The sequence below is a fragment of the Caballeronia sp. HLA56 genome, assembly GCF_054655155.1.
Genome location: NZ_BAAHOB010000001.1, coordinates 1,042,552 through 1,055,527 on the forward strand (window position 1 = coordinate 1,042,552; position 12,976 = coordinate 1,055,527).

At 61.6% G+C, this 12,976-nt stretch carries 10 protein-coding genes; 4 read left to right on the plus strand and 6 right to left on the minus strand.

Annotated features, from left to right (window positions below):
- Nucleotides 1-5 precede the first annotated feature (5 nt).
- Complete coding sequence (locus ACYQ47_RS04860; RefSeq protein WP_250467382.1) at nucleotides 6-797, plus strand: ABC transporter substrate-binding protein; 792 nt, start codon at nucleotides 6-8, stop codon at nucleotides 795-797.
- A gap of 420 nt (nucleotides 798-1,217) precedes the next feature.
- Complete coding sequence (locus tag ACYQ47_RS04865; RefSeq protein WP_250467383.1) at nucleotides 1,218-2,333, plus strand: succinylglutamate desuccinylase/aspartoacylase family protein; 1,116 nt, start codon at nucleotides 1,218-1,220, stop codon at nucleotides 2,331-2,333.
- Between the two features lie 10 nt (nucleotides 2,334-2,343).
- Here ACYQ47_RS04865 and ACYQ47_RS04870 read toward each other — a convergent pair whose 3' ends face one another.
- A complete protein-coding gene (locus tag ACYQ47_RS04870) occupies nucleotides 2,344-2,712 on the minus strand; it encodes a nuclear transport factor 2 family protein (protein WP_244829326.1) in 369 nt (122 codons plus the stop codon).
- Between the two features lie 266 nt (nucleotides 2,713-2,978).
- Between ACYQ47_RS04870 and ACYQ47_RS04875 the strand changes: the two genes are divergently transcribed.
- Nucleotides 2,979-4,148: a porin gene (locus ACYQ47_RS04875; RefSeq protein WP_459904632.1), complete on the plus strand. Its 1,170-nt coding sequence runs from the start codon at nucleotides 2,979-2,981 to the stop codon at nucleotides 4,146-4,148.
- 81 nt (nucleotides 4,149-4,229) lie between these two features.
- Here the strand turns inward: ACYQ47_RS04875 and ACYQ47_RS04880 are convergent, their stop codons facing one another.
- From ACYQ47_RS04880 to ACYQ47_RS04895, 4 genes are all read right to left on the minus strand, one after another.
- Nucleotides 4,230-5,870: a bifunctional aspartate transaminase/aspartate 4-decarboxylase gene (locus ACYQ47_RS04880; RefSeq protein ID WP_459904633.1), complete on the minus strand. Its 1,641-nt coding sequence runs from the start codon at nucleotides 5,868-5,870 to the stop codon at nucleotides 4,230-4,232.
- 63 nt (nucleotides 5,871-5,933) lie between these two features.
- Nucleotides 5,934-7,625, minus strand: coding sequence for an aspartate-alanine antiporter (aspT, locus tag ACYQ47_RS04885; RefSeq protein ID WP_459904634.1), 1,692 nt, complete (start codon nucleotides 7,623-7,625; stop codon nucleotides 5,934-5,936).
- Nucleotides 7,626-8,071: 446 nt separating this feature from the next.
- On the minus strand, nucleotides 8,072-9,133 hold the full coding sequence (locus ACYQ47_RS04890; protein ID WP_244829322.1) for an alkene reductase: 1,062 nt from the start codon (nucleotides 9,131-9,133) through the stop codon (nucleotides 8,072-8,074).
- 59 nt (nucleotides 9,134-9,192) lie between these two features.
- Nucleotides 9,193-9,486: an ArsR/SmtB family transcription factor gene (locus tag ACYQ47_RS04895; protein ID WP_244829321.1), complete on the minus strand. Its 294-nt coding sequence runs from the start codon at nucleotides 9,484-9,486 to the stop codon at nucleotides 9,193-9,195.
- A 182-nt stretch (nucleotides 9,487-9,668) separates the two neighbouring features.
- Between ACYQ47_RS04895 and ACYQ47_RS04900 the strand changes: the two genes are divergently transcribed.
- On the plus strand, nucleotides 9,669-10,073 hold the full coding sequence (locus tag ACYQ47_RS04900) for a DUF6232 family protein (RefSeq protein ID WP_244829320.1): 405 nt from the start codon (nucleotides 9,669-9,671) through the stop codon (nucleotides 10,071-10,073).
- A 66-nt stretch (nucleotides 10,074-10,139) separates the two neighbouring features.
- Here the strand turns inward: ACYQ47_RS04900 and ACYQ47_RS04905 are convergent, their stop codons facing one another.
- Nucleotides 10,140-12,593, minus strand: a complete 2,454-nt coding sequence (locus tag ACYQ47_RS04905; RefSeq protein ID WP_244829319.1) for a glycogen/starch/alpha-glucan phosphorylase — start codon at nucleotides 12,591-12,593, stop codon at nucleotides 10,140-10,142.
- Nucleotides 12,594-12,976: the final 383 nt, after the last annotated feature.

The window sequence follows — 12,976 nt, forward strand, 5'->3', positions numbered from 1 at the left end:
TAACAGTGAAGAAACTGATCGCGGCCCTGACGATGTCCCTCCTTGCCGCCACGTCGCTCACCGCCGTCACCGCGCACGCCAAGGACTATTCGACGATTCGCTTTGGCGTCGACGCAAGCTATCCCCCGTTCGAATCGAAGGGTTCGGATGGCAAGCTGACCGGTTTCGATATCGATCTCGGCAACGAGATCTGCGCGCGCCTGAAGGCCAAGTGCGTATGGGTGGAGAACGATTTCGACGGCATGATCCCCGCCCTCAAGGCGAAGAAGTTCGACGGCGTGCTCTCGTCGATGTCCATGACGCCGCAACGCGCCGAGCAGATCGCCTTTTCGAGCAAGCTGTTCAACACGCCGACGCGTCTCGTGGCGAAGAAGGGCAGCAACATCCTGCCGACGGCCGAAAGCCTGAAGGGCAAGACCGTGGGTGTGGAACAAGGCACGATCCAGGAAACCTACGCCAAGACCTACTGGGCGCCGAAGGGCGTGACGGTGACGCCGTACCAGAATCAGGATCAGGTCTACGCCGATCTGACTTCGGGCCGTCTGGACGCCGCCCTGCAAGACGCCGTGCAGGCGGAAATCGGCTTCCTGAAGACGCCGCGCGGTGCTGGCTATGACTTCGCGGGCAAGGATATCGTCGACAAGAAGGTGCTGGGCGAAGGCGCGGGCATCGGCATGCGCAAGGAAGACACCGACCTCAAGACGCAAGTCGACAAGGCAATTGCCGACATCATCAAGGACGGCACGTACAAGAAGATCGAGAAGAAGTACTTCGACTTCGACGTGTACGGCAGCTAAGTCATGCCTTCGGGCGAAGCGCCGGTCACACCGGCCTTCGCTCGAGTGGGCTACGAAGCGGGCTCCGCGTTTTTTTGCGGAGCCCGCTTTGTTTTTGGCGCCTGGCAGGTCGCTTTTGCTGAGTCTGCTTTTGTCGCAGCAACGGTGCGCTCTTCCGTGCCCGCTTTGGCCTTCCGCGCAACTCCGCAAACGTCCCGACGCGCCGCCGCGCGGATTTCGGCTAAGATCGAACGTCCGAGGCAAAGCCGACGGCAGCAATCTCGCATGGAACCGGAACCGGGCGCGGCAAGCACCATCAGCGCTCATTCCGGTCGACAGGAGACGCCATCGTCATGGCACGCGGCAATCTCGCCCGTGCACGCTGGCCCGCCATAAACATCATTCGAGACAAGACCGCGCACTCGCATGCGCGCGCACATCATGCAAACCAAGACTCATCAACTCATTTCGCCGACGCTCGGCACTTCCCGCACCATCACGAGTTATCACTACGGTTCGGGCGGCGGTCAGAAAATCTACATTCAGTCCTCGCTGCACGCGGACGAATTGCCCGGCATGCTCGCCGCGTGGAAATTGCGCCGCCTGCTCGCCGCTTTCGAAGCCGACGGCAAGCTCAAAGGCGAAGTGGTGATCGTGCCGGTGCCGAATCCCATCGGGCTGAATCAGATCTTGCACGGCCAACTGCTCGGCCGTTTCGAAGCCAATAGCGGCCACAACTTCAACCGAAATTTTCACGATCTGGCCGCGTTGATCGCGCCGCGCATCGAAGCGCGCCTTTCCGGCGACAGTCAGGCGAACCTGCTCGCCGTGCGCGCCGCGATGAAGGAAGCGCTCGACGAGCAAACGGCGCACACCGAACTCGAATCGCAACGTCTAGCGCTGCAAAAGCTCTCGTACGACGCCGATGTCGTGCTCGACCTGCACTGCGATCTCGACGCCGCGCTGCATCTCTACACGAACCCGGATATCTGGGCCGATGTCGAACCGCTCGCGCGCTATCTCGATGCAAAGGCGTCCCTGCTCGCGCTGAATTCGGTCGGCAACCCGTTCGACGAAATCCACAGCTTCTGCTGGTCCGACTTGCGTACGCGTTTCGGCGAGCGTTTCCCTATTCCGAACGGCGGCATCTCGGTGACGGTCGAGTTGCGCAGCCAGCACGACGTCTCGCATGAACTCGGCGATAAGGACGCGCAGGGCATCGTCAATTATCTGATTCATCGCGGCGTGATCGATGCGCCGCAAGTGCCGCTGCCGCCGCTCGCGTATCCGGCCACGCCGCTCGCGGGCGCGGAGCCGATCGTCGCGCCTGCAAGCGGCATTCTCGTGTTCCGTGCGCAAGTGGGCGCGTTCATCGAGGCAGGCTCGGCCATCGCCGATGTGATCGACCCGCTCGCCGATACCATCACCACGCTCAAGTGCACGACCTCCGGCGTTTTGTACGCGCGGCATATCACGCGCTTTGCGACCGCCGGGCTGGAAGTGGCGCGCATCGCGGGAGCGAAGGCTTATCGCACGGGGTCGCTGTTGTCCGCCTGAGCCTTGAACGTCAGAACGGAATGAGACCGCACTGCGCCGCGACGATGCGCCAGCCGTTCGCGGTCTCGCCCCACGTTCGCGTGTAGCGCAAGCTGCCCGCGAACGGCGCGCCGCCGAATGTCCCGGCAAGCGCGACGCGCGTGACGGTCACGGCAAACGCGCCGTACACGCGCACGCTCTGCTCCACCACCTCCAGCTTGTCGATGCGCTGCATGCCATGCCGATGCCCGTTCAGGTCATCGGCCTTGCTCCATATCTTTCCGGTGGCATCGACGAAAGTCAGGTCGTCGGCCAGGAGCGCGTCAAGCGCAGTCACGTCCGACGCCATCATCGCCTGCTTCAGGCGTTCTTCCAGTTCGCGGATTCCGTGTTCGTCCATTTTGTTTCTCGCTTGGCCGTCATGGGGCGGAGTCGCGAGGATACCGCGCGTCTCGCGCAAGCGGACGCACGCATGAAACGCCGTCGCCGCGCTAGCGCTGTTGCAGCCGCGACACACCGCAAGCCATCCGAAAGCGCTGTCATATTTCTTTAGTCAGCGGCCGCTACATTTGCGCCCGTTGCGCCGAGCGTAAGCAGAACGCAGCGCGACATCGACGAACACGCACGATCACACACCACACCCGCGAACTCATCCCGGAGCACGTTTTGAAGAAGAACCTTCTGGCAACCGCCGCCCTCGCCGCCTTCGCCTTCGCCACTTCCGCTCATGCGCAGAGCAGCGTCACGCTGTACGGCATCATCGACGCAGGCGTCAGCTACGTGAACCACAGCGCCGTCACTGGCGGCAGCGATCACAACTTCAAGTACGACGACGGCGTGGCCCAGGGCAGCCGATGGGGCCTGAAAGGCGCCGAAGACCTCGGTGGCGGCCTGAAGGCGATCTTCACGTTGGAAAACGGCTTCAACAGCGGCACCGGCGCGCTCGGCCAGGGCGGCGCGGAATTCGGCCGCCAGGCGTATGTCGGTCTCGCGAAGAACGACATTGGCTCGGTCACGCTCGGCCGTCAGTACACGTTCTCGACCGATTACCTCGGCTCCGCCTACTCCATCGGCGGCCAGACGGTCGCGGGCAACTATGGCTATCACATCAACGACGTCGATCAACTCACGTCGAGCCGCATCAACAACTCGGTCAAGTTCAGCAGCGCGAGCTTTTATGGCGTGACGTTCGGCGCGATGTACGGCTTCTCGAATCAGGCAGGCGCCTTTGCGGGCACACCGACGACGACCGCGGGCGGCGTGACCACCGCCGGTTCGTCGCGTGCCTACAGCTTCGGTGTGAACTACAAGGCCGGTCCGGTCGGCGTGGGCGCGGCTTATACCGACATCCACTATCCGGGCGCGGCGACGCCCGCGTTCAGCACGGCGCTCGCGAACCTCGCGACTGGCGGCACGAAGGACCTGCGCACGTTCGGCATCGGCGCGAACTATGCATTCGGCGCCGCGACCGTGTTCGGCCTCTGGACCAACACGCGCTTCGAACCGATCACCGGCGCGAGCTCGAAGCTCAATGCGTTCGACATCGGCGGCAAGTACGCCTTCACGTCCGCGATCACGGCGGCGCTCGGCTACACCTACATGGACGTGACCGATGGCGTGGAAGGTCACTGGCATCAGATCGATGCGAGCTTCGACTACGCGTTGAGCAAGCGCACGGACGTGTACGCGCTCGGCATCTATCAGCGTGCTTCGGGTTCGAATCGCGGCGTCGAGAATCAGGCGCATATCGGTTCGTCGACGAGCTACTTCGGTACGTCGGGCACGGGTTCGAACAACCAGCTCGCGTTCCGCCTGGGCGTGCGTCACAAGTTCTAAGCGCTGCCCGTTACGGTAAAACAAGGCGCAAAAAAGGGCCGCTCGGTCGAACGAGCGGCCCTTGTCGCATCATGCGTGCGCTTACTTGCTCTTCTTGCCCGTCTCCTTGTTGAAGCGCTCGACATACGAGTCCATCAGCTTGCGGATGGCGCGGCCAATCTGCATGTAGTCGCTCTCGTTGAGATTCGCAAGCGACACGCGTCCCGAAGGATGCTGCGTGCCGAAGCCGCGTCCTGGCAGCAACACGACGCGCGCTTCCCTCGCCAGCTGGAAGAGCAAGTCCGAAGGCTTGGTGTTCTTGAGCACCCAATCGACGAACTCGCGGCCGTGCGACTTCTCGCCCATGTATTCGAGGTCGAGGATCGCGTAGTAATCGACCTGATTTTCGTCCTCGTCTTCGAGCGCGATGCCGATTTCCCGATACAACGCGCGTTTGCGATTGCGAATCAACCGTTTGAGCGCGCTCTTGTAGGCGTCGGGCGTGTCCATCAGCGAGAAGAGCGAGAACAGCACCATCTGAACTTGCTGCGGCGTGGATAGCCCCGCCGTGTGATTCAGCGCGACCGTGCGGCTGTCGGCGACCAGTCGGTCGATGAACTTCAGCTTGTCCGGCTCCGTCGTAATGGATTCGTAGCGTTCATACAGGATGGCTCGCTGGTCTTTCGGCAGCGCGGCGAGCTGATCGTCGAAAATATTATGCCGATGCGTCGCGATGGTCCCGAGCCGCCAACCCGTCGCGCCAAAATATTTCGAATAGGAATATACGAGGATCGTGTTCTTCGGACACAGCGCAAAGAGCGAGACGAAGTCGTCCGCAAAGGTGCCGTAGACATCGTCGGTCAGGAGAATCAGGTCCGGCCGTTCCTTAACGATCTCCGCGATATATTCGAGACTCTCGGCATCCATCTTTACCGATGGCGGATTGCTCGGATTGACGAGGAAGAACGCCTTCACCTTCGGGTCGCGCAGCTTGTCGAGTTCCTGCTTCGAGTATTGCCAGCCGTTTTCAACCGTGGCCTCGAGATTCACGACGTTGAGCTTGTAATCGTTCAGGCGCGGGATCTCGATGTACGGCGTGAAGATCGGCGTGCCGAGCGCGATCGTGTCGCCTTCCTTGATCAGGAAGTTCTCGCGCATCGTGTTGAAGATATAGGTCATCGCCGCCGTGCCGCCTTCGACCGCGAAGATGTCGAAGTCGCCGACGAACGGGTGCTTGCCAATCATCTCGCGCCGCAGATATTGCCCGACGATGACCTCCGACAGTTTCAGCATGCGGTCGGGCACGGGATAGTTCGAAGCGAGAATGCCTTCGCACATCTCGTAGAGAAAGTCGGCTGCGTTCAGTCCAAGCTGGTCGCGCACGTAAGACACCGCGCCCACCAGAAAGCTGATGCCGGGCGTTCCCTTGTGGTCGCGCGCGAAGATCTCGAAGCGTTCTTCAAGGCCTTCGTGCTTCGGAAAGCCACCCACGCCTTCGGGCATATAGGCGAACGAGCGCTCGGATTCGCGCATGGCGAAGAGGCCCAGTTGCCAGAAACCGTGACGCGGAATCGTCGCGAGAAAGTTCGGATTGCCGCGACCCGCGTTGAGCATCGACAAATTGGCGGGACGCTCGACCGCGCCGCCGCCGGCCGCCTTGATGAGTTCGTCCTTTAGTTCGAACGGACTGAGCGCCGCCATTGCGGCCTGATCGTCGGAACCCGACTTAGAGGATTTGGACATCCGACACCCCCACTGGCAAAAGATACGTAGAGTTGAACAACGGAAGCACGAAAGGCTCGGGCATCATGTCAGCAACATCACGATCACCATGCCCCAGATCGTGAGCAGCGTATTGCCGACGGCATAAGTCACCGTATAACCAAGACCCGGCACCTGGCTCTTCGCGGCATCGCAAAGCATGCCGAGCGCCGCCGTGGTCGTGCGCGCGCCCGCGCAGATGCCGAGCAACAGCGCCGGGTGAAACTTGAACACGTACTTGGCGATATACATGCCGATGATGAGCGGCACCGACGACGCGAAGATGCCCCACAGAAAGAGGCTCACGCCGAGCTTCTGCAGACCCGCGACGAAGCCCGGTCCCGCCGAGATGCCGACCACCGCGATGAACACATTAAGCCCGACCGAATTCATGAACGAGATGGTGGGCCCCGGAATGCGGCCGAAGGTCGGATGGATCGCGCGCAGCCAGCCGAACACGATGCCCGCGATCAGCGCGCCGCCCGCCGTGGACAAGGTGATGGGAATCGCGCCGAAGCGGATCACGACTGCGCCGATCAGCGCGCCCAGCGTGATCGCGAGGCCGACGAAGGCCATGTCGGCGGCATCGGTCGGACGGTCGATCACGCCGACCGCTTTCGCCACGGCCGACGTGTCCTGCGTGCGGCCGACGAGCGTGATGGTGTCGCCACGATGCAGCTTGGTGCTCGGCAACACGGGGATGGCCGTTTCGGTCGCGCCGCGCTTGATCTTGCGCAGGAACACGCCGCGCGCGCCGGGCAACTGCGAGAGTTCCTCCAGCGTCTTGCCGTCGACGGCCTTGCTCGTCACGTAGACATCGACGCCTTCCACCGGCACGGCGAGCAGTTCGGCATCGTCCACTTCGGTTGCCACGCCGCCCAGCAGATTCACGAGATGCTCGCGTCGTCCGACGACGGCGACGACATCGCCCGCTAGCAGGACGTCGTCGACCTTGGCTTCTTGAATCGTCCCGCCACGCCGGATTCGTTCGATGAAAAGCCGCACGCCTGCAGGTTCGAGCGCCTCCGCTTCGCCGACCTTCATGCCGACCACACGCCCCTCTTCGCCAATGCGATACGCGCGAAGCGCGAACTGATGCCAGCCGCTGCCCGCGCCGCCCAATTCGCCGCTGCCGCCCATCTCTTTCTCGTACTGCTGGCAGGCTGCCACGAGGTCGATGTTGAGCAGCTTCGGCCCGAGCAGCGCGAGGATCATCGCCGAACCGATCGTGCCGTAGATGTACGTGACGGCGTAGGCGGTCGGCATCGCGTCGAGCAACACCTTGGCGTCGTTCGGCGCCAGGCCGAGCCGGTTGATGGCGTCGGTAGCGAGGCCCATCGAAGCGGAGATGGTCTGCGATCCCGCGAAAAGTCCCGCCGCCGAACCGACGTCGTATCCGGCCAGTTTCGCCGCAAGATACGGAAAGGCGAGGCACAGCACGGACTGAATGACGGAGAAGATGGCCTGCGGCAAGCCGTCCTTGGCGATGCCGCGCACGAACTGCGGACCCACGCCGTAACCGACCGCGAACAGGAACATCAGGAAGAAGACGGATTTGACGTTCGGCGAAATGGTGATGCCGAGCTGCCCGATCGCGATGGCGGCCAGCAAGGTAGACGTTACCGCGCCGAGGCTGAAGCCCTTGAAGCTCTTGCCGCCGAACCAATAACCGATACCCAGCGAAAGAAAGATGGCTATCTCGGGATAGCTGTGCAGCGTTGCTGTGAACCAGGACATGTGCACTCCTCTCGGGGATCAGCCCCGCGACCGTTACATGCTTCTTGGGCAAGGAAGGAATGAAGGAAAACGAATGACCTGCAACGATGCGCTCCCCGTTGCCGCAATACGGGCGAGTGCTTGCGAGAGAAAATCGAGTTGCATCGAACGGTTCATGGGCACGAATCGCGATCTGCAAACGGATGACGCACAGAGAATTGGCGCATGCGTCACGGCGAAAAAAGAGGCTTCAACACGGCTGTCTGATGCCTAGCAATACACTATTTTCGCCACGCAGTTGAACTAAAAAACGATAGTTTCGGAGGCCCCTCCTGCTCGTTGCGGCCGTTGCACGAGTCGATTCGAACCGTCCCCGGCCGATCGCGCAGACGAAAAAAAACAGCGGCCGAAGCCGCTGTTTCCATGGAACCGAAATGCTTGCTGCGTTCTGTCCGACGCGTTGCAACTTACTCGGTGGTTTCGAGCAACGGATAATCCGTATAGCCCGTCGCGCCTGCTGAATAGAACGTCGAGGTGTCCGGCGCGTTGAGCGGCGCGTCGAGTTCGAAGCGTCGCACGAGATCCGCATTCGCGATGAACGGCTTGCCCCACGCGACCGCATCGGCGTCGCCGCGCTCGATTGCCGCTTCCGCGCTTTGCTTGGTGAAGCCTTCGTTGGCGATGTACACGCCGCCAAACGCCTTCTTCAGTTGCGGCCCGAGACTGTCGGCGCCTTCCGACTCGCGCGCGGCGATGAACGCCACGTTGCGCTTGCCGAGTTCGCGTGCGACGTAACCGAAGGTCGCGGCGCGGTCGCTGTCGCCCATGCTGTGCGAATCGGCGCGCGGCGCCAGATGCACGCCCACGCGATCCGCGCCCCATACGTCGATACATTGATCGACCACTTCGAGCATGAGACGCGCGCGGTTTTCGATTGCGCCGCCGTATTCGTCGGTACGCTTGTTGGTGCTGTCCTGCAGGAACTGGTCGAGCAGGTAGCCGTTCGCGCCATGCACTTCCACGCCGTCGAAGCCCGCGCGCTTCGCGTTTTCCGCGCCCTTGCGATAAGCCGCGACCACGCCTTCGATTTCATCGAGTTCCAGTGCGCGCGGCGTCACGAACGGACGCTGCGGACGCACGAGGCTCACGTGTCCGCTTGCTGCAATCGCGCTCGGCGCAACCGGCAGTTCGCCGTTCAGGAAGATAGGGTCCGAAATACGGCCGACGTGCCACAGTTGCAGGAAGATCTTGCCGCCCGCTTCGTGCACGGCGTGCGTCACGAGCTTCCAGCCTTCGACTTGTTCGTCCGACCAGATGCCGGGGGTATCCGCGTAGCCCAAGCCTTGCGGCGTGACCGAGGTGGCTTCGCTCAAGATGAGACCAGCCGATGCGCGGTCGGCGTAATACTGCGCCATCAACGCGTTAGGCACGCGTTCCACGCCTGCACGTTGCCGCGTGAGCGGCGCCATGATGATGCGGTTCTTGAGCGTCAACGCGCCTACTTTGAGCGGATCGAAAAGAGTCGGCATAGATGTAAGGTATCCTGAAGAAATGTAAAGAAGGTTCGCCGTGGAAAGGGCTGCCGCGCTCAGAGATTCCCGATGGAATCGCGAAACGCCTGTATGACCGTTTCGTCGCGCTTGAAGAACACCCATTGCCCCACGCGCTTCGTGGTGACGAGCCCGGCTTTTTGCAAGGTCGAGAGATGCGCCGAAACGGTGGACTGCGACATGCCGCAGCGCCCATCGATTTGCCCCGCGCACACGCCATGCAGGTGCGGCAATTCCTGTTCGGGAAAGTGCAGCTCCGGCGTCTTCAGCCACTCGAGAATCTCGCGGCGAAGCGGGTTGGCAAGGGCCTTGTGAATTGCGTCGATGTCCATTTCGTTGCTCGTTCGTCCGACGGCGGAAGCTTCGCCGCATCGTCTTAAAACGAATCATATATCGGAAATATCCGATACGCAAGCGTCCACATGCGTTTCGTCAATGCGATGCGTGTCATCGCGGCGCGCGGTCTGGTAATCTGCCCGGTTTAGCTGCCGTCAATTTTCGATCTCAATTGCATATGGATACACCGTTCAACGAACGCGGCGTCACGCTCTCGCGCGTCGGCCTGTCGGCCTCGGGCCAGTTGATTCCGCTGCGCGATCTGCGCGCCGCGCGGGTCGTGAAGATATCGCGCAAGAAGCCGCTGCCGATCATCCTTGCGCTGATCGGGCTCGCGGGAATCGGCGTGGGCATCGCAACGGGTTCGGGGCCGGCGCTCGTACTCGGCATCATGGTGGCCGTGGTCGGCTATCTGTCGTGGATCACGCAGGACGTGATCTATCAATTGATGGTCGCAACGCCCGAAGGCGAGCGCGAAGTCATCATCACGAAAGACGAGGAATTTGCGGATCGCGTGGCCGCGCTGGTCGGCGACGCGGTCGCGAAACATGCGCAGACAGCGGCCGCAAAGCCGCAAGCCTGACGCCGCTACTAAAGAACACGCGCGGGACGTACCCGCGCGCGGCACTTACTTCAGTTCAAGCCATCGTCAAGTCAGATTCAGCGGCTCGACGTGCCAGATATCGCGGGCATATTCCGCGATGGTCCGGTCTGATGAGAATATCCCCATTCCGGCGACGTTCTCGATCGCGCTCTTCGTCCACGCTTCCTTGTCTCGGTACTTGAGATCGACCTCGGTTTGCGTCTTGTCGAAGCTGTCGAAGTCCGCGAGCACCATGTAGTGATCGCCCCAATCCACGAGCGTATGAAAGATGTCGTAGAAACGGTGCGGCTCTTCCGGCGAGAAGTGTCCGAGGCGAATCTGGTCCAGCGCCACCTTGAGCTCCGGATTGTCCTCGTAGATTTGCCGTGGCCTGTAGCCCGCCGCCCGCAGCGTTTCGATCTCGTCGGTCGTGTTGCCGAAGATGAAGATGTTTTCGCGGCCCACCGCGTCGCAAATTTCGATGTTGGCGCCATCCAGCGTGCCGATGGTCAGCGCGCCGTTCAACGCAAGCTTCATGTTGCCGGTGCCCGATGCCTCGGTGCCGGCCATCGAAATCTGCTGCGATAAGTTCGCGGCGGGAATGATGAGCTCCGCCACGCTCACGCCGTAGTTCGGGACGAAGCCTACCTTGAGCCTGTCGCCGACGAGCGGGTCCGCGTTGATCTTCTTCGCGACGTCGTTGATGAGCTTGATGATGCTCTTCGCCATCTTGTAGGCCGAAGCCGCCTTGCCCGCGAACATGACCACACGCGGCGTCCAGTCCTGCTCGGGATTCTCGCGAATACGGTTGTAGCGCACGATCGTATACAAGATGTTGAGCAACTGCCGCTTGTATTCGTGGATGCGCTTCACCTGCAAGTCGAACAGCGCTTCGGGATTGATGATCGCGTTGGCTTCGCGTTTGGCGCGCTCGACGAGGCGCAGCTTGTTCGCGAACTTCGCGTCCTGAAACGCCTTCTGGAACTCGGGGTCGTCGCGCCATTCGCGCAGCCGGCCGAGTTCGAACAAGTCGCTGCGCCAGCGCGGTCCAAGCCGCTTGTCGATGAGCGATGACAGCGACGGACTCGCTTGCGCGAGCCAGCGACGCGGCGTAATGCCGTTCGTCACATTGGTGAAGCGCTCCGGGTACATGCGCGCGAAGTCGGCGAAAATGTTCTGCGTCATCAGTTGCGAATGCAGCTTCGAGACGCCATTCACCTTGTGACTCGCGACGATCGCCAGATGCGCCATCCGCACGCGCCGCTGGCCGTATTCATCGACGAGCGAAATGCGGCGGATCAGTTCCACGTCGCGGCCGAACTTCTCGGTCACTTGCTTCAGGAACTGCGCGTTGATCTCGAAGATGATCTCCAGATGCCGCGGCAACAGACGCGACAACATTTCGACATCCCACGTTTCGAGCGCTTCGGGCATCAACGTGTGATTCGTGTAGGAGAACATCTGCTGAATCAGCTTCCACGCCTTGTCCCACGGCACGCCGTGACGATCCACGAGCAGGCGCATGAGTTCGGGGATGGCGAGCACGGGGTGCGTGTCGTTCAGATGCACCGCGACCTTTTCCGCGAGACGCCCGAAATGCGTATGCGTGCGCTGATAGCGGCGGATCAGATCCTGCATCGTCGCGGAGACGAAGAAGTATTCTTGACGCAGACGCAATTCGCGGCCGGCTTGCGTCGAGTCATCCGGATACAGCAAGCGCGAGACGTGCTCCGACGTGTTCTTCGCTTCGACCGCGCGCCGATAGTCGCCCTGATTGAACGCGGATAGATCGAACTCGTCGGTGGCGCGCGCCGACCACAGGCGCAGCGTATTCGTCGCGGTGGTGGCGTAGCCGGGAATGACCGTGTCGTAGGCCATCGCGTTGACGTGCTCGGTATCGATCCAGTCGGTACGATCGTCGTGCTGCACCGTGCGCCCGCCGAAGTGCACCGTGTACGTCACCTCGGGGCGCGGAAACTCCCACGGGTTGCCCGCGCGCAGCCAGTAATCGGGCATTTCGACCTGATTGCCATCGACGATGGTCTGCCGGAACATCCCGTACTCGTAGCGAATGCCGTAGCCGAAACCGGGCACGCCGACCGTTGCCATCGAATCGAGGAAACAGGCTGCGAGCCGGCCAAGGCCGCCGTTGCCAAGCGCGGCATCCGGTTCGAGGTCTTCGAGCGAGGCGAGATCGATGCCGAGGCCAGATAACGCTTCGCGGACTTCGTCATGAATGCCGAGGGCAAGCAGCGCGTTGGTGAAGGTTCTGCCGATGAGAAATTCCATCGACAAGTAATAGACGCGCTTCACGTCCTGTTCGTATTGTTGCCGTGTGGTGCGCATCCAGCGTGCGACGAGGCGGTCGCGCACGGCGAGCTCCACCGCATTGAGCCAGTCGCGCGGCTGCGCGGTAACCGCGTCCTTGCCGACGCCGTACATCAGGCGATTCGAGATGGAGCGCCGTAGCGCATCGACACTGCTGTTGAGCTGGTCGAATTCCAGATCGACGGATGTCATCGAAACCTCCGGTATTTGCAACATATGCAACGACAGCGAAAGCGTGGTGGGAGTTCAGTGCTTTTTTGGCCTGCGGCTTGCCTGGCTCCCTGTTCGCGCGGGTTGCGGTCGTGGCCTGAAGGTGCAGGTTACGCCAGTTTTATTTTTTTTGGTATGACATGCGGTGGGTCGCTGACGCCTGATTTTCCGTGGGCGGTTGATCTTGCCGGTTCGGGGAATTTGCTTTCTTGGCCTGCGGTTTCAATCAGTCGCCGCCGCCCCTGCGACGGGGAATTTGCTATCTCCTCTTGCAGTCCGGTTCAGTAGCCGCCTCCCCGGCGCGAGTAACTTCTTTTGTTGCTGCAATGAAAGTCACCGAGGAAAGCAGCCTTCATCCTGCCCGC

Bases quoted from the DNA above. Each gene is read 5' to 3' on its own strand.
- ACYQ47_RS04865 (WP_250467383.1), top strand. From the start codon at position 1,218: ATGCAAACCAAGACTCATCAACTCATTTCGCCGACGCTCGGCACTTCC.
- ACYQ47_RS04870 (WP_244829326.1), bottom strand. From the start codon at position 2,712: ATGGACGAACACGGAATCCGCGAACTGGAAGAACGCCTGAAGCAGGCG.
- ACYQ47_RS04880 (WP_459904633.1), bottom strand. From the start codon at position 5,870: ATGTCCAAATCCTCTAAGTCGGGTTCCGACGATCAGGCCGCAATGGCG.
- aspT (WP_459904634.1), bottom strand. From the start codon at position 7,625: ATGTCCTGGTTCACAGCAACGCTGCACAGCTATCCCGAGATAGCCATC.
- ACYQ47_RS04890 (WP_244829322.1), bottom strand. From the start codon at position 9,133: ATGCCGACTCTTTTCGATCCGCTCAAAGTAGGCGCGTTGACGCTCAAG.
- ACYQ47_RS04895 (WP_244829321.1), bottom strand. From the start codon at position 9,486: ATGGACATCGACGCAATTCACAAGGCCCTTGCCAACCCGCTTCGCCGC.
- ACYQ47_RS04900 (WP_244829320.1), top strand. From the start codon at position 9,669: ATGGATACACCGTTCAACGAACGCGGCGTCACGCTCTCGCGCGTCGGC.
- ACYQ47_RS04905 (WP_244829319.1), bottom strand. From the start codon at position 12,593: ATGACATCCGTCGATCTGGAATTCGACCAGCTCAACAGCAGTGTCGAT.